Here is a 16,608-nt window from a genome sequence, read left to right as displayed (position 1 = left end):
TAACCTAATATATTAATAAAATATCAGCTATTTATCCTTGGCGAGTTCCTGAATTTTCAGAAGCCGGAGCTGACGAATTAGAACTGCTTCCTCCACCGCTATCTCCTTGGAAGGTATTAATCACAAAGCCGACAATAGCATAAGCCATAATTGCTACCACTAAACCAACTACAGCGTAAATAATTGATGTTTTTGCCTTTTGAATAGTTTGAGGATTACCAGAAGCGACAATAAAGAGAAATCCTGAATAAATAATTACTATTACAGCTAATACTCCAATAATAAAGAACAGTGTTTGTATTATACTAGCTATGATAGCTTCTAATTTAGGGCCATTTGAAGAACCAGCCCCTGTAGTATTTATGCCCTTTTGAATTTGTTCTTTTGCGTCAGCATACACCACCGAATTAGGCAACATTAAAGATGGGGTAATTAGAGAAGCTATTATTCCTAGTAATAAAATTTTTTTCTTCACTTTTAAATTTTCCTTTCCTTATTTAACTATATTATAACTTATTTTTTATCTGTAGCGTTAACAACAAAATTCACAATAGCGTAAGACATTAAAGCCACCACTAGTCCTATACAAGCATAGATTAAACCTCTTTTAGCTGTAGCTATTTTTCCAGGGTCTCCAGAAGCTAAAATGAATAAAATACCACTATATATTATTATTACCACAGCTGCTATACCTACTATATAAAAGAGGGTATTAATCACTTTGGCGGCTACGCTTGTAGCTTCTTTTCCATTATCACTACATACACCACTTTTATCTGCTGTAACATATTTACATTTTTCACTTAGTAAATTTACGCTCTTTGACTCCTCGGCATAAGCCTTAAAAGGGATAAAACTAAACAGCATAGAAATAGTAGTGATGAATAAAATAACTTTCTTTATATTCATTATATAACTCCTAACACAAAGTTTACTATTGCACTAGCTAAAATTACTACCACTAAACCTACTAATGCGTAAATTAAGGAGTTTTTAGCTGTAGCTATTTTTCCAGGATCTCCAGAAGCTAAAATATAATATAAACCTGAAATAATAATAACTGCTACACATACAATTCCAGCCCATAGAAAAGCTGCATTAGTTATAGTTGATAAATCGGAAGTTTTAGCATTTCCAGTAGGCTTAACACCATTTAAAGCTGTTGATTTATTAAAAGCTTGTGCTATTCTTTTGTTTTCTAAATTCATCCTAATTTCCTCCTACAGAAGTAATAACTAAACTAATAATCGTGGACGCTAAAACAGCAATGCATAAACCAATAATAGCATTTTTAAGCGTATTTTTAGCAGCCGCCAGTTGTCCTGAATTTCCAGCAGCTAACATATATTGAAAGCCTGCCCAAATAATAAAACCAATGGCAACAATACCAGCAATACGAGATATAGCATCAATAATATTAGCTACAATAGTCCAAATAAATTTTGGTATATCTTCCTTGCTTTTTATACCTTCTCCATCTAAATTTAAACCTCTATGCCATGTTGGTAAACCATAAAAACTATCACTAGCTGAGGCTTTCGGCTTATCTTCAGCAAATGTATTAGAAGATAGAATTAACGGTGATAATAGAGAACTCACTAATAGCGTTAAAACTATAATAATATTTTTTTTCTTCATTAAAAAAATCCTCCTGGAATTAACCATTGTAAAAATGCCCACATTACAGTATAGGCTATAATACCTATAACGGTATTGCGAATCATCTCTTTAGCTTTTGCTACTTGTGAAGAATTAGCACCGGCAGAAGCATATAAAACACCTGCATAAATTAGCGATCCAATAGCAAGAAGACCTACGCCAGAAGACACTGTTACAAGAGCAATATTTAATAATTCTTCAATACTATTAACATCTTTTAATATAGCATTTTCATCTCCACCACCACTTTTTGGTTTATCTTCAGCAAAAACTAATGGAGAAAAAGAGATTAAACTAGCCATTAAAAACATAATAATAGCTATAAATATATTTTTATGTATTTTTTTCTTCATATATGCTTATACTATAATTTTTTTACTCTAAAAAAGCAAGCTTTTAACCACTTAGAAATATTGACAAAATATAGTTTTTATGATAAAATTTACCCATATGCATTGTTTTGCGATGTTTAAAAAAGAAAACTTCCTAAGTTTGTCAAAAATAAAAATTTTTATTTTTACAATAGCTTTGACAATAAGCTTAGGTTTTTTTAATTCGGGGCAAATTTTTGCTTTAGATGGCGCAAAATGGTTAAATGATTCTAAAGATGCTATTGTTTATAACGGTAAAAATTATAAAAAAATAAGTAGTAGCGAAGCTAATAATTACCCAGATAATTTAAAGGGTAAGAATTTATTTGTATATTATGAAGCAAACTTAGAAAAACCTAAAAAAGAGGTTATAGCATTAGATGATAATAACGATATAACTAAAGGTATTTTTCAAGATATAAGTGAAACTCCATTAGGAAGAAACGAAAATAATGGAAATTCTCAACCTGTAGAAGTTAATGGCACTCAACCTAAAAAAGACACTAACTGTAATATTGAAGGTGGTGGAGGATGGATGGTTTGTTCTGTTGCGAATACTTTAGCCTGGGCAATGGATGGTATATACGATATTGTGCAAAACTTTCTAAAAGTTCAGCCGTTATATGTAAAATCTGACAACCCTTTATTTAAAGTTTGGGATTATATGCGAAATATAGCTAATATAATTTTTATAATAGCTTTCATTTTTGTTATATATTCCCAATTAACAAGTATGGGCATATCTAATTATGGAATAAAAAGAATACTACCAAAAATTATAGTAGCAGCAATTTTAATTAATCTTTCCTATTATATTTGTGCCGTACTCGTTGATACTTCAAATATTATTGGTGCTCAACTTCAAAACCTTTTAGTAAATATTAGAAAAGAAATGATTAGTAGTGGTCCTGCAGTAAATGTTAATCTTAGTTGGAAAGATTTAACTGCTGCTATATTATCTAGCGCTGGGGTTTTTACTTATGGAGCAGTTGCTTATGTTATAGCTGGTGGATGGCAAGCCTTAGGGCTTATGATTATGGGTGCATTAGTAATGGTTATTTATTCTGCATTTGTAGCGTTAGTTATATTAGCAGGAAGACAAGCAATAATTATAGTTTTAGTGTTCCTATCGCCATTAGCTTTTGCAGCTAACATATTACCAAATACAGAAAAATGGTACGGAAAATGGAAAGATTTACTTTCTACTATGCTAATTATGTATCCTATAATATCCTTACTTTTTGGTGGTGCACAATTAGTAGGAACAGTAATAATAGCTAGTTCAAACGGCAATTTCTTAGTATTTCTATTAGGTGCAGTAACACAAGTAGCACCTTTAGCATTAACCCCAACTATAATGAAGCTAAGTGGAAATCTTCTTGGAAAAATTGCCGGTATAGTTAACAACCCTAATAAAGGTCCTGTTGACGCAGCCAGGAGATTCTTTAGAGATGGGGCTGAAGAAATTCGTCATAAAAAAATCAGCAATGGCAATAATTTAACTGCAAAATTAAATCAATTAAGTTACGGTCGTTCAAGAAGACAAGGTAATATGAAAAGTATTGCCGAAAAATATCAACAAGCAAGATTTGACCAAAAAGAAAGTGAAGGGCTTAATGTTATAAACGACGAAACTACTAGCGACTTCACTAGAGCTAGAATGATAGGTAGAAATACTGCATACCAACAAATGGTCGCAGACCAATATTCAACTAATCAAACAGAAGCAGTTAAAAATCAATTATCTGCTTATCAATCTAACTTATTGAACTCTCCTTTAGAAACTGATATTAAAGGAAATATCATTATTAACGAAGATAGTATTAAAAATCTAAATAAACGTTTTGGTCAAAAAGCTAATATTCTATATGATCTATTAAATGATAATAATGCCCTTAAACAAGCTAATAGAAATAATGCTATGGCTATAAATAGTGGCCTTTATAAAACATTGCGTAGTGATGACGGATTACTAGAAATTGCTAAGGGTGTTAGGGGTAATGAAGGTAAAATTTCTGCTTTAGCAGATACATTCAGAGCTTCTTCTAAAGAAAAGAAAGAAGAAGTTGATTCAATCTCTACGCTATTGAAAGGTTTAGATTTGAATGGTAATGACTATAAATCAATTTTTAATGATCCTAGTGCCAAAACATTTACTAAAAATGGAGTATCTTTTGACATTAACGAGAGTTTAAGGGCTGCAGCTTCAGAAGGTGTTATAAATTCCATGAGTATGGCTGAAGCTCAACAATTATTAGAAAACACTGCAAAAGGTGAATATCTACATGCTAACAGGGGTAGCCTTATGGATGCCTTTGCTAAATCAAAGAAACCAGACAACCCATTTATTGGTGGTGGATTCGTAGGATCAACTTATGTAGAGGGAAAGACAAGTGGAGACTTCTTGAAAGAAATTGATGCTCAGTATATTAAAAAAGTTTCTGATGAAAATATTATAAAAGCTAATGACGAAGCCTTAAAAATGGTATTTAGACAAGAAGCTATTCAAAAATGGGATGATCATACAGTTATTGCAACCCTTAAGAGCTTCCAAAGTATCAATGCTGATTCTTCTAAATATGGCCGAATTAATGCTGTTCAAGGTAATGAGATATTTGAAGCAGTTAAGAATATAAAAACTCACCATAATAGTATTTATAAAAAACTATTTAGTAGTGGAGATATTGATCTTAACAATATAAAAACTAAAAAGGCTTAGATAAATAACTAAGCCTTTTAATATCGATAATAATTGTGCTATAATTAGATGTAATAAAAGATTGGAGAAGTGGGCAATAGATGAGTGTATATAAAGTTCCTCAAGACGTTGAGGCCGAAGATAAAATGCTCGGTCCTTTTAACTTTAGGCAATTTATATATTTAATGGTTTTAGCAGGATTAATATTTTTAAGTATTGTACTTTTTCAAGTTTACCCTGGTTTAGTAATTATTCCAGCTCCTTTTATAATGTTTTTTGGCGTTTTAGCAATGCCTTTAAAGAAAGATCAGCCAATGGAAATGTACTTAGCTGCAGTTGTTTCTTATCATATTAAACCAAATAAACGCATGTGGCAACCGGATGGAGTAGAACATTTAATAGAAATATCTGCCCCTATAAAAAGTAATAAGCCTAATATTAAAGATATTGCACATGAAGAAGCTGCAAAACGCTTAAGCTACTTAGCTGATATTGTAGATACTGAAGGTTGGGCTATTAAGCATTCCGTAGCACCATCTGAAACAAAAATTAAAACAGAATTTATTAATGAATCTAACACTATGACAGATATGTTTGAGGGTAGTAGAATTGCTAATAATATTGATAATATGCTAGCCAACAAAACTACCGAGAGAAGACAACAAATTATGCAAAATATGAATATGGCTAGAAACCTTGCCGATTTTACAGATTACAGTTCTGAACAAATTCAAACTCAAACTTATTATGTTGACCCTAAAAATAAATATATAGGTAATGATTATGTAAAAGAGCAGGTTATAGAAACAAATAATCCTAATAATTATAACCAATTCAATAATGTTTCTAATTATTCAATGAATTTAACTCCTCAAAATAATAATATTCAGAATTATCCTTACCCACAAAATACAGAACCTAGCTATAGCGAAAATATACATTTACAGTACGACCCATACCCTAGTTCAATGAATCAATCAACTGTGCAGCCTATTACAAATACAGCACTTAACCCTTTTGAATTAGCTGAATCATCTCCTAATTTACAACAAAAAATAACAAATAATTCTATAAATGAGGAGATGAAAAGATTGGTTTCTGAAGGTAAAGATTTATCAATTGAAACATTAGCACGACAAGCTAATAAAATATCATCAAAAGATAGTGAAGTTGATTTAAATAATAATGAGGAAGTAGTTATATCTTTAAGGTAAAGTATGAATAATAATCAAAATAATAATATAAATAATAACCAACAGGGAAAAGTTCCTGAACTAAATTCTCACGCACCAGCTAATCCATCTTCTACCCAAAATACGCTAGAATTTGCAGAAATACGTGAAGGTATGGTAGTAATGAAAGATGGAAGTTTTAGATCTGTAATTGCTTGTAAATCTATTAACTACGACTTAATGAGCCAAAGAGAAAGAGAAGGTGTAGAATATTCTTATCAAAGCTTTTTAAATGCTTTAACTTTTCCTATTCAAATTTTAGTACGCTCACAAAGAGTTGATATTGAACCATATTTAAATAAACTATCTGATATTCTAAGAGATCAAGATAATATGTTACTTAGTGATTTAATGGAAGATTATATTAATTTTATTGATAACTTAAGTAGATCAGCTAATATTATGGATAAATCTTTCTTTATTGTAGTACCATATTATCCTCAAGGAGATTTAGATACTGTTAAAAAACAAGCTAAAGGTTTCTTTGGTAGACTTTTCTCAAAACCTTCTGCTAAAATTTCAAAGATAGATCGTGAAACATGGGAAAAAGCCTTAGAAGAAATGAAAAAAAGAGTAGATGGTATAACAGGTGGACTATTTCAAATCGGTATAAAAAGTGTACAGCTTAATACTAAAGAATTAGGTGAATTATACTATAATGCTTACAACCCAGATACTGCAATTTACGAACCTTTAGGTGATTTTAAAGAAGTGGCAGGTTTGGTTGTACGAAAAGGTGATAATAATATGAAGGGTAATAATTAAAGTTATGGCAAAAAAAGATGCTAAAGATATAGCTGCTCAGCAAAGAGCTCAGGAGCAAGAAGAAGTAGAAAAAGCTTTTCTTACAGGTATTAATACTTTAAGAGATATTATTGCACCATCTAGCTTAGAGTTTCATTCTAGCTATTTCCGTTTAGGAACAAAATATGGCCAAACTCTTTATGTTTATGGCTACCCTAGGCAATTATATACAGGTTGGCTTTCGCCTCTACTTAATGCTGATGAAGTTTTAGATGTTTCTATGTTTATTTACCCTGTAGAAACTGAAATTGTTATGAAAAACTTACGCCGTAAGGTTACTGAGCTTGAAGCTAGCTTATCCTTAAATAATGAAAAGGGACTAACTCGTGATCCTGCTTTGGAAGCAGCCTTAAGCGACGCCGAAGAACTTCGTGATCAATTACAATTAGGCGCTGAGAAATTCTTCCGTTTAGGCTTTTATATTACTCTATATGCTGAAAGTTTAGATGAAATGAACTTTGTACGCAGTAAAATTGAAACCATGCTTGGTCAGCAAATGCTTTTTTCTAAAGTTGCTTCCTCACAGCAAGAACAAGGCTTAAATGCCACTATTCCACAAATGAGCGATTCATTACAAATTAGGCGTAATATGAATACTGGCGCAATATCTACAAGTTTTCCATTTACTAGCGCAGATTTAACACAGGAAAATGGTGTTCTATATGGCGTAAATATGCATAATAATGGCCTTGTTATTTTCGACCGTTATACATTAGAAAATGCTAACATGGTAGTTTTTGCTAAATCTGGTGCCGGTAAATCTTTTACAGTGAAATTAGAAGCTTTACGAACTATGATGATGGGAGCAGAAGTTCTTATTATTGACCCTGAAAATGAATATCAAAAATTATGTGAAGCAGTAGGCGGTAGTTATATTAGGCTAAGTTTAAGTAGCGATACGCGTATTAACCCTTTTGATTTACCTAAAGTAATTGATAGTGACGAAGCAGATAATGCCTTACGTGCAAATATTATTACTTTACATGGACTATTTAGGTTAATGCTTGGTGGAACTTCAGTTGGCGCACAAGTTGGCCTTTCACCAGCTGAAGAAGCTGATTTAGACCAAGCTTTAATAGATACTTACGCTAGAGCAGGAATTACAAGTGATCCACTAACTCATAACTCTGTTCCTCCAACAATAGCAAATTTATATGACACCTTAGTACATATGGGTGGTACAGGCCCACAATTAGCGCAAAGGTTACGAAAATACACAACAGGTACTTTTGCTGGAATTTTTTCACAGCAAAGTAATATAGATATCAATAACCAAATGGTAGTTTTTAATATTCGTGACCTTGAAGATGAATTGCGTCCAGTAGCAATGTATATTGTACTTTCACACGTATGGAATATTGTTCGTTCTAACCAAAAAAAGCGTATGCTAATAGTTGATGAAGCCTGGCAATTAATGAAATATGACGACTCTGCTAATTTCCTTTTCTCCTTAGCAAAAAGAGCACGTAAATATTATCTAGGGTTAACTACTATCTCTCAGGACGTAGAAGACTTTATGGGAAGTAAATTAGGAAGAGCTATTGTTTCCAACAGCTCAATGCAGCTACTATTAAAACAATCATCTAGTGCTGTTGATGTTCTTAGTGATGTGTTTAAACTTACGGAGGAAGAGAGAAAACGTTTAGCTAACTTCCCAGTAGGACAAGGTTTATTCTTCGCAGGGCAAAACCACGTACATATTCAAATTATTGCTAGCGAAATTGAACATAGGTTAGTAACTACAAACCCTAACCAAACATCATCTAGTAGGCGAAAGGGTGATAATATGATGACTAATGGATATACTGATCCAAATGAATTATTCTAATATTGATTAAACTACTTTCGCTGTGTTAAAATATTCTTATATATTATGGGAGAGGGCAAAGATTACGACAATCGCGATTTTAGCGATTTAAGCGATGTTAATCAAGAGCATCTTAATAGCACTAGCTCAAACTGGAATTCAGCTAGTGCTATTCGTGGCGACGACGGATATAACCCTCATTCCTTAGAAAATTCTGAAAACAGTGCTATTTCTAAAAGTAAAAATTTAACAGATAATCCTTTATCTCAAGAAAGTGTTCCCAGTTTTAAAAATAACGTAATGGGTGGAACACATAAATCTAGAAATAGCGCTAAGGGTGGAAGGTTAAAAAGTTTCTTTAAATCTAAAGGAGCTATGTTTACTGCTGGAGGAGTAGTTGTTGGTGGTAGTGGACTTGCTGGCCTTATTTCTTTTATGACTGTTGGGCTAATGCCTATACATGTTCAAGAAATTATTACAGAAAAAATGAATTCAGCTGCTTCCAGTATGGAAATGCGTACAGATAAAGTTTATAAAGCCAAAGTTAAAGGAATTGATTGTAAAACAGGTTTCTTTTGCCGATTATCTAAGGCAAGTGATCGTAATATTAAAAATCTGGAAAAAGCTGGCTTTAAAGTTGAAGTAAAAGAAGGTAGCAACCTTTTTGGTAAAAAAACTATTACTAGCTTAACTCATAAAGAAACTGGTGAAGTTATTAATAATAATACTAAAGATTTAAAACGTATAATGCGAACAAGACCTGAACTTAGAGCCTCTATTAAACAAGGTTTTAGTGGTAGGTTCGCTTCTTTTTTGGATAAAATTTGGGATAAAATAAAAAATCTTTTTCAATTTAAAAAAGTAAAGGCCGATAATAAAGGCAAGGATGAACAACAGTTACAAGAAGAAGCTAATGAAACGGCAAATTCACAAAGTAAAGATACTCAGAAGAAACCAAGTTCATTAGATACTGAAATTGATGAAGTTGATGAAAACGGAAATACAAAGACCAAGAAAAATAAAAAGGATAGAACTGATGCCGATAAAGGTTCGGAATTAGCAGAGAAAGAACTTAAAGAGCTAGGGAAAGAACAAAAAGGTAAAAAAGCATCTAGCAAATTTAATAGTAAGGGATTTTCTAGTAAATTAAATAAAGCATTAAACGTAATAGGAGCTGGAGCAGTAGTATGTGGACTTTACACATTTGGTAATATTATGTATACTGCTTTAAAATCCACTAAATTACAGATATTAATTCAATTCAGTTTAACCTTTTTATCTTTCGCTTCTAAAATTAAAGCTGGTCACGCTACTCCACAAGAAGCATCAATAGTAGGAAACTCTTTAATGGATATAGCTTCAACTAGTGGAAATGGCTATGATAAAGATAAAGATAACAATAAAGAAGATAAAAAAGAAAGTACTTTATTTAGAGCTTTGAAATACTTAGCAGATAGCTCTACAAAGAAAGATTCCGTTGCCGCCACAGATTCTCAAGGCTATAAAGCAATTGCTTATGGTGATCAAATTCAAAGTTTAAATGAATCTGCAGAACCTTTTTCTGTAGGGGTAATAAAAGATTTTATTGGTGGGTTTCTAAATGCAATATATGGAGATAACATTACAGTACTTGGAATCCCCCTTTCTAAAATATTAAAAAGTTTTTGTGCTATAGTTACATCTGTTGCCGTTGGTTTAGCTGTTACGGCTGCAACTATAATTGCAACATGCATAGGTACGGCTGGCTTTGGTTGTGTAATTACTACTATTATGAATGCCTTAAAAGTATTTATTTTACAAGCAGCCGCTGGAGTGATAGCTAGCTATTTTCTAGGTGATTTAATAGATAAATGGGTAGGGCAAGCAGCCTCAGCTCTTGTTGGAGATTTAGTAAATAAAACAACTATAGGAGAAGACTACGGTAATGCTGTAATGTCTGGTGCAGGTGCGGGAATGGCTAAAAATACCTTAGCGGGAGGAGGTAATATCTTAAACACTTCAGAAGCTACAGAATTCGCTATGGAAAATGAAAAAATCATTGCTGAACATGCTGAAGATGAAAGGAGGTTTAGAAGTCCTTTCGACCCAACTACTCGTCATACGTTCTTAGGTTCTATTGTAAGCTCTATAATTCCTTATAATAGACAATTAGCTACAGTGGGTGGTTTTATTCCTGCTATTATGTCAACTGCTGGAAGATCATTGAATAATATAACTCCAACAGCACGAGCTGCTAACGAATCAGCTAGTATCGCCGCCAATTCTAAAGTTTGCACCGATACAACAATAACCAAAACTGGTGCTACTGATATATTCTGCAATGTTTATACTGGTATTAATGTAGAATTGAAAGATAAAAATTCTGATGAAGTAGTTAAATGGCTAGAAGATAATAATTATTTAGATTCCCAAAAAGAAGCAGACAAAGATGATTTCAATGCTTACATAACAAATAATAAAAAAGGCGAAAGATTTAAAAAATATATTAAATGGTGTTATGACAGAAAAGTACCTATCGGTATTGATGCTGAGGAGGAAGAGACTAAATATGAAGACGGTAAATGGGAAAAAGGTAGAGGATGTAATACCGAAGAAGAGGATAAAAAATATTTTGCCCTGTTCCTAACTGACGTCAGAATTAACCAAGGAATGGAAGACGGCGTTTCACCTAGTGGAAATAATGGAAGTAGCAGTGGAAGTGGTGGTGGAGTAGATCCAGACTTAGCTGCACTTTCCGGTGAATTTGTATGGCCACTTAAAGGTGTAAAAATGAACGGCAAATCTATAAATGGTGTAGGCGACGAACAAGACTTTGGACCTAGAGCTCTTGATGGAAAACACTATGGTATTGATTTTGGGTCTGCTAGTTTTGGTCATAGAGCACCTGTTTATGCAGCTGGTGATGGTAAAGTAGTAGAGGATGGCTACAATAATGGATATTGGGGTCAAGGTGGTGGTGGACCTCACGTAGTTGTAATAGAACATAAGGGAGGTATTTTCTCCTTATACATGCATATGAGTGACCATATTGTTAAAACAGGAGATTCTGTTTCTAAAGGTCAAAGAATAGGTACTATGGGTGAAGAAGGAAATGCATTTGGAGAACATTTACATTTTCAAATGCACAAAAATAGTAAAGATTCTCAAGAGACTAATGCGTTCGATCCTACAGATTTAATAAAAGGTGATACATAATATGAATAAAAAAATACTAATATCTTACTTTTTCTTATTGATTCTAGCTTCTAGTATTTTTAGCGATACAGTTTCAGCTGCAGGAAAATTTGATTCTATTTATTTTAATAAAAATGATATTTTATATTATGAGGCAGGAGATGACTGTAGACCATCAAGTGGTGGGACTGCTAACTTACAGGGAAATGATAATGTTGAAAAAGTTTGGAATTTCCTTAAAGGTAAAGGATTATCTAATGAACAAGTTGCCGGTATTATAGGGGGTATGTGGGGAGAAACTGGCGGTACTTTTGATCCTGGTACTGTTGAAACTGGTAATAATATTGGTTACGGTATTGCACAATGGTCTTTTGGGCGACGTACAGCTTTAGAGGATTACGCTAGAGAAAAAGGTAAACCATCTAATGATTTAGGATTACAATTAGATTTCTTATGGAAAGAATTAGAAGATAGAGGTGAGTTATCTCAAATTAAAAGCGCTAATGATATACGTACAGTGGCTGACATTTGGGTCAATCAATTTGAGAGACCGAGAGAAGACTTACGTGCTGGACGTATAGCTGAAGGTGTTGAAATTGGTAATGAACTTATAAAAAAATATGGTTCAAGTGGTGGAGGAAACCATAACGCATATTTAAGAAATAATAATATTACAATAAATTTAGCTTCTCACTATATATCAAAGAAAAACACTATAAAACTAGCTAACTCCGAAAGTAGTGGAATTACATTTATAGGAGATTCCATAACTAAAGGTGCTCAATCGGAATTAGAATCAGCCTTTTCTGGATCTAATGTATCTGCTGAAAATGGTTATTCTGTTAGACAAGCAATAGGAATTCTTCCTTCTACAATCAATAATACAGTGGTTATTAACTTAGGTGCTAACGATAATTTAAGCGATGAAGGAGCTATAAAAGAGCTATTATCAAAAATCGGTAAAGATAAAAAAATTTACTGGGTAAATAGCTATTCTAAGAATAGCAATGCTGATTATGAATTAATCAATTCCCGATTATCTAAAATTGCCGGAGAAAATAATATTAGCGTATTAGACTGGAAATCTTATGTAGATAGCCATGGAGGAAAAGATAAGTTATATCAAAGCGACGGAGTACACCCTAACAGTGAGGGCTATAAAGCTTATTTAGATTTCCTTAAAGAGAAAATTAATGGTGGTGGTTCTAGTGGTAATTCTAATAATTCTAATGGCTGCGGAAATGGAAAGAATGGTTCATGGGCACAAAATAGTGAAGCTACCGGACAAGCAGCTGACGGTTTCTCAATATTTATGCAAACAGATCCTAGATGGGCAGAAGAAGTATACGCACCTCAATATGATTATAGAATGGGGCCAGCTGGGTGTGGCCCTACATCATTAACTATGATACTTAATGCGCTTGGAGTTAAAGTTGATCCACTAACAGTAGCTAAAAAAGCTAATGAATTAGGAGGAGTTACTGACGGAGGTGCTTTAGGTACACAAGCACAATTAATAGCTAAGGAATACGGCTTACAATCTCAAGTAATATCACATAATAGTGTAGCAGACATAAATAGTCATTTAGATCAAGGCCATTTAATATGGTTAGGAGGAAGAGGTCCATATCCTTTTACATCAGGTGGACACATACTTGTTGTAAGAAAAAAAACTGCAAGTGGAAAATGGTTAATAGCTAATCCATATAGTGAAGATGGCACATTAGCAGGAACACAACCAGATAAAGAATGGGATCCAGACCAAATAGTTGCTATGGCTAATATGGGAACTGCTGTTTGGAAATAAGTAAGAAAGGGGTAATAATATATGAAAGAAATTTTCAAAAATAAAAAAATTATTTTAACTGTAATATTTTTCATAATTATATCTATAATTATGATAGTATTGGCTGTTATTTCGTTATTAAATAGACCTAAACAAAGTAGTAACGCTCCTACTAAATCTTATGATCAAGCGTCACAAAAAGAAATAACAACATTTACTGGCTACACTCCGAATGTAAAAGAGCCTATGTATGCAGGATTTGAAAAATTTTATCATGGATATGAATGGAATGCATTTACTAAGTTTCAAGATATGATGAATGAATTTGCAAAAAAAGAAAGTGGAAATAAATACGATAGAATTAGTTTATATAAAGACAGCTTAAATCATCAAAAAAAAGAAGGTATAAACGTATGGATAACATTTAAGATTGCTATAAATAATGATCAAAAAGATTATTATGTTAAAATTGACAAAAAATCATATTTTAATTACGATATAATACTTTACAATGATAAAGATATGAAAGATGAAGTATATAAATATCATTATTGTGATCCTAGCGTATGTAAAGATGATAAAGCAAAAAACAATAAAGCTCAAAACTAGCTTAATAAGATATTTTTAACACCTTTCACCTCAATAGCTTCTGTTGAGGTGATTATTGTTTGATAAGAAGAAAAATGAGTAGTTAATAATTTCTGACGGTTTTTATCTAATTCCGAAAATACATCGTCAAGTAAAACTATTGGTTTTTTGTCTACAATATCTGCTAAAAAATCAGTTTCAATAAATTTTAAAGCTAATATAAGACTACGGTTTTCGCCACGACTAGCTATGTCGCAGGCGTTTCTACCATTAAATTTAAAAATAAAATCGTGCCTATGTGGGCCAATAGTAGTATAACCTAAAATCTTATCACACTGGTTATTTTTTATAAATTCTTGTAATAACTCTTGTTTCGTAATTTCTTTTCCATTATAAATAATTTCAATATCATCATTAACACCAGATATTTGTTTATATATTTCTTTAATTTGTTTATTTATATTTTTTATAAGTTCTATTCTTCTACTAGTAATTTCATATGCATACTCTGATAATATTAAATTCCAAGGGAAAAGTTGATCCTCAGTAACATTATCTTGCTTTAATAGGGCATTTCTATGGCGAAGAGCTTTATTATAACGAGATAAACTTATAGAAAAGCTAGGGTAAGCTTGTGTTAAAAATTTATCTAAAAAATTACGGCGACGATTGGGCGAGCCACTCAATAACTGTAAATCTTCTGGCTCAAATAAAATAACTGGTATTTTATAATTACTTGGCAATCTATTTTTTTTAATTCCGTCTATATCAAATGTTTTTCTACTTTGTTTTTTATTACTATCAAATTTAATTATTCTTTTATGATCATCTTCAAAGTTAATATCAATACGATACCAAGAATTACCATATTTAATAATTTCATCATCTGATGAGCGAAAACTACTACCTTGAATAGCGATATAGATAGCTTCTAATAGGGATGTTTTTCCACTACCATTTTTACCTGTAATCAAAGTTGATTTTTTATTTAATTCAATTGTAGCGTCAGTATGTGATCTAAAATTCTGAATCCTAATATTAGTTATATTCATTTAGCTTTTAAGTGGCATTATTATATGTATATAATTTTTATCTTTGAGCGGTTTAAAGACCGTAGGAGCAAGCCTACCAGAAAAACCGAATATTATATCATCTCCATTAATATTATTTAAACACTCCGTAATATAACGTGAATTTAGGGTTATTTTTCCACCCCCTGTAACGGTTACGCTAGCTTCTGAAGTATTTTCACCAAATTCACTAGCTATAGAATGAATTGAGATTTTAGATTCATCTTCATTAACCTCAATAGTAACACTTCCACCAGAATCCCTAGCAAATAATGAGGCTATTTTTACTATTCTCATAAAATCATTCTTTTTTATTTCTACAACCGTTTCAGTAGAACTTGGTATTAATCTTCTATAATCAACAAATTTTCCATCAATTAGTCTAGATACAATAATAATATCACCAACCTTAAATTCTACTTTATGATCATCAAAAATAGTTTCTATCTCATCTACACTTTCAGATACAGACCTTAAAACTTCTTGAAGAGCTGAAGATGGAATTATAGCAGATAAAGGCTTTTCTATTTTTTTAACTTTTCGTTCGCTAAGCCTATAACCATCAGTAGAAGCTAGGTATAAATATTCTTCGTAATCATGCCAATAAACACCTGTAAGTACAGGGCGAGCTGTATCGTTGCTACAAGTAAATACTGTTTGAGAAACAATATTTTTAAATTCGTCAGTACTAAATGAAATTCTATTAGTTTCTTCTTCTATAGTTGGTAAATCAGGGAATTCTTCAGCCGATTCTCCATTAATTTTAGATTTATAATTACCACTTTCTATATATAAATGATTATTTTCTACTTTTAATAATACATCTCCTTTAGGTAAGGAAGCTATAAATTCTGTAATTAGTTTTGAAGGAATTGCTATTGAACCTGTAAGTTTTATTTTAGCACTAATATTTTGAGATACAGCTAACTCTAAATTATTAGCAGCTATTAAAAGCTGATTACCATTTGTTCTAAGTAATATAGTACCAAGTAATGATATAGAGGTTTTAGTATTTGCAACTTTACCAATAATATTGAGTGCTTTAGATAAATGCTCTTGTTTTACAATCAATTCCATAAAATTTTTCAATCTCTTCCTTTAGGAAGTAATAAATATAATAATAGTAGCTGTGGAAAGTGTGGAAAAACACACTTTTACTACTTAAAATTATAGCATTTTTATTGTGTAAAATCCAATTAAAAAACTGGGGTAAAAATGTTGATAAATAAATATTTTTCCACTAAGCATATTATTAAGGTAATTAGTGCAAAGTAAGTTGTGGAATAATTTTGGAATTATTCATATTGTTTTTAGATGTTTTCTATAGGTATTTTCCACAGTTTTATAACAGTATTATTAAATAATTTAATATTATAGTCAAATGAAACAATAAAATAAATTTATATATTATGCAAGTTT

Annotated in this window: 14 protein-coding genes; 7 read left to right on the top strand and 7 right to left on the bottom strand. The window is 31.8% G+C overall.

The window, feature by feature from the left end; all coding sequences use genetic code 11:
- Positions 1-31 precede the first annotated feature (31 nt).
- The 5 genes from G6CMJM_RS02460 to G6CMJM_RS02440 are packed head-to-tail and all read right to left on the bottom strand — an operon-like array spanning position 32 to position 1,961.
- Positions 32-475 (bottom strand): pilin, encoded by a 444-nt coding sequence (locus G6CMJM_RS02460; RefSeq protein ID WP_129718897.1) that lies wholly within the window; start codon positions 473-475, stop codon positions 32-34.
- A gap of 38 nt (positions 476-513) precedes the next feature.
- Positions 514-909 (bottom strand): pilin, encoded by a 396-nt coding sequence (locus G6CMJM_RS02455; protein ID WP_129718896.1) that lies wholly within the window; start codon positions 907-909, stop codon positions 514-516.
- The gene (locus tag G6CMJM_RS02450) at positions 909-1,208 is read right to left on the bottom strand and encodes an Mbov_0395 family pilin-like conjugal transfer protein (RefSeq protein WP_129718895.1); all 300 of its coding nucleotides are present in this window, start codon (positions 1,206-1,208) and stop codon (positions 909-911) included. The genes G6CMJM_RS02455 and G6CMJM_RS02450 overlap by 1 nt, the downstream gene beginning before the upstream one ends.
- Position 1,209: 1 nt before the next feature.
- Positions 1,210-1,638 carry a pilin gene (locus G6CMJM_RS02445; RefSeq protein WP_129718894.1) on the bottom strand — a complete coding sequence of 143 codons (429 nt, stop codon included), beginning with the start codon at positions 1,636-1,638 and terminating at the stop codon, positions 1,210-1,212.
- On the bottom strand, positions 1,638-1,961 hold the full coding sequence (locus tag G6CMJM_RS02440; RefSeq protein ID WP_129718893.1) for a hypothetical protein: 324 nt from the start codon (positions 1,959-1,961) through the stop codon (positions 1,638-1,640). Before G6CMJM_RS02440 ends, G6CMJM_RS02445 begins: the two co-directional genes overlap by 1 nt.
- A gap of 148 nt (positions 1,962-2,109) precedes the next feature.
- On the opposite strand from G6CMJM_RS02440, the gene G6CMJM_RS02435 reads away from it, so the two are divergent.
- The 7 genes from G6CMJM_RS02435 (at position 2,110) to G6CMJM_RS02405 (ending at position 14,140) form a co-directional block, all read left to right on the top strand.
- Positions 2,110-4,749: a hypothetical protein gene (locus G6CMJM_RS02435; protein WP_129718892.1), complete on the top strand. Its 2,640-nt coding sequence runs from the start codon at positions 2,110-2,112 to the stop codon at positions 4,747-4,749.
- A gap of 80 nt (positions 4,750-4,829) precedes the next feature.
- A complete protein-coding gene (locus G6CMJM_RS02430; protein WP_129718891.1) occupies positions 4,830-5,942 on the top strand; it encodes a PrgI family protein in 1,113 nt (370 codons plus the stop codon).
- Positions 5,943-5,945: 3 nt separating this feature from the next.
- Positions 5,946-6,725 (top strand): TraC-like domain-containing protein, encoded by a 780-nt coding sequence (locus tag G6CMJM_RS02425; protein WP_129718890.1) that lies wholly within the window; start codon positions 5,946-5,948, stop codon positions 6,723-6,725.
- A 4-nt stretch (positions 6,726-6,729) separates the two neighbouring features.
- Positions 6,730-8,592 (top strand): VirB4-like conjugal transfer ATPase, CD1110 family, encoded by a 1,863-nt coding sequence (locus tag G6CMJM_RS02420; protein ID WP_129718889.1) that lies wholly within the window; start codon positions 6,730-6,732, stop codon positions 8,590-8,592.
- 45 nt (positions 8,593-8,637) lie between these two features.
- Positions 8,638-11,766 (top strand): M23 family metallopeptidase, encoded by a 3,129-nt coding sequence (locus tag G6CMJM_RS02415; protein ID WP_129718888.1) that lies wholly within the window; start codon positions 8,638-8,640, stop codon positions 11,764-11,766.
- Position 11,767: 1 nt separating this feature from the next.
- A complete protein-coding gene (locus tag G6CMJM_RS02410; protein WP_129718887.1) occupies positions 11,768-13,552 on the top strand; it encodes a phage tail tip lysozyme in 1,785 nt (594 codons plus the stop codon).
- 21 nt (positions 13,553-13,573) lie between these two features.
- Positions 13,574-14,140, top strand: coding sequence for a hypothetical protein (locus G6CMJM_RS02405; RefSeq protein WP_129718886.1), 567 nt, complete (start codon positions 13,574-13,576; stop codon positions 14,138-14,140).
- Here the strand turns inward: G6CMJM_RS02405 and recF are convergent.
- Together recF and dnaN are read right to left on the bottom strand one after the other, a co-directional pair.
- The gene (recF, locus tag G6CMJM_RS02400; RefSeq protein WP_129718885.1) at positions 14,137-15,171 is read right to left on the bottom strand and encodes a DNA replication/repair protein RecF; all 1,035 of its coding nucleotides are present in this window, start codon (positions 15,169-15,171) and stop codon (positions 14,137-14,139) included. The two genes, G6CMJM_RS02405 and recF, sit on opposite strands and share 4 nt — an antisense overlap.
- Complete coding sequence (dnaN, locus tag G6CMJM_RS02395) at positions 15,172-16,278, bottom strand: DNA polymerase III subunit beta (protein ID WP_206660769.1); 1,107 nt, start codon at positions 16,276-16,278, stop codon at positions 15,172-15,174.
- Between the last annotated feature and the right edge of the window lie 330 nt (positions 16,279-16,608).

This window comes from Candidatus Nanogingivalis gingivitcus (genome assembly GCF_004151455.1).
GTDB lineage: Bacteria > Patescibacteriota > Saccharimonadia > Saccharimonadales > Saccharimonadaceae > Nanogingivalis > Nanogingivalis gingivitcus.
The sequence above is the reverse complement of the archived record's forward strand: the minus strand, read 5'-3'. Positions and strand labels throughout refer to the sequence as shown.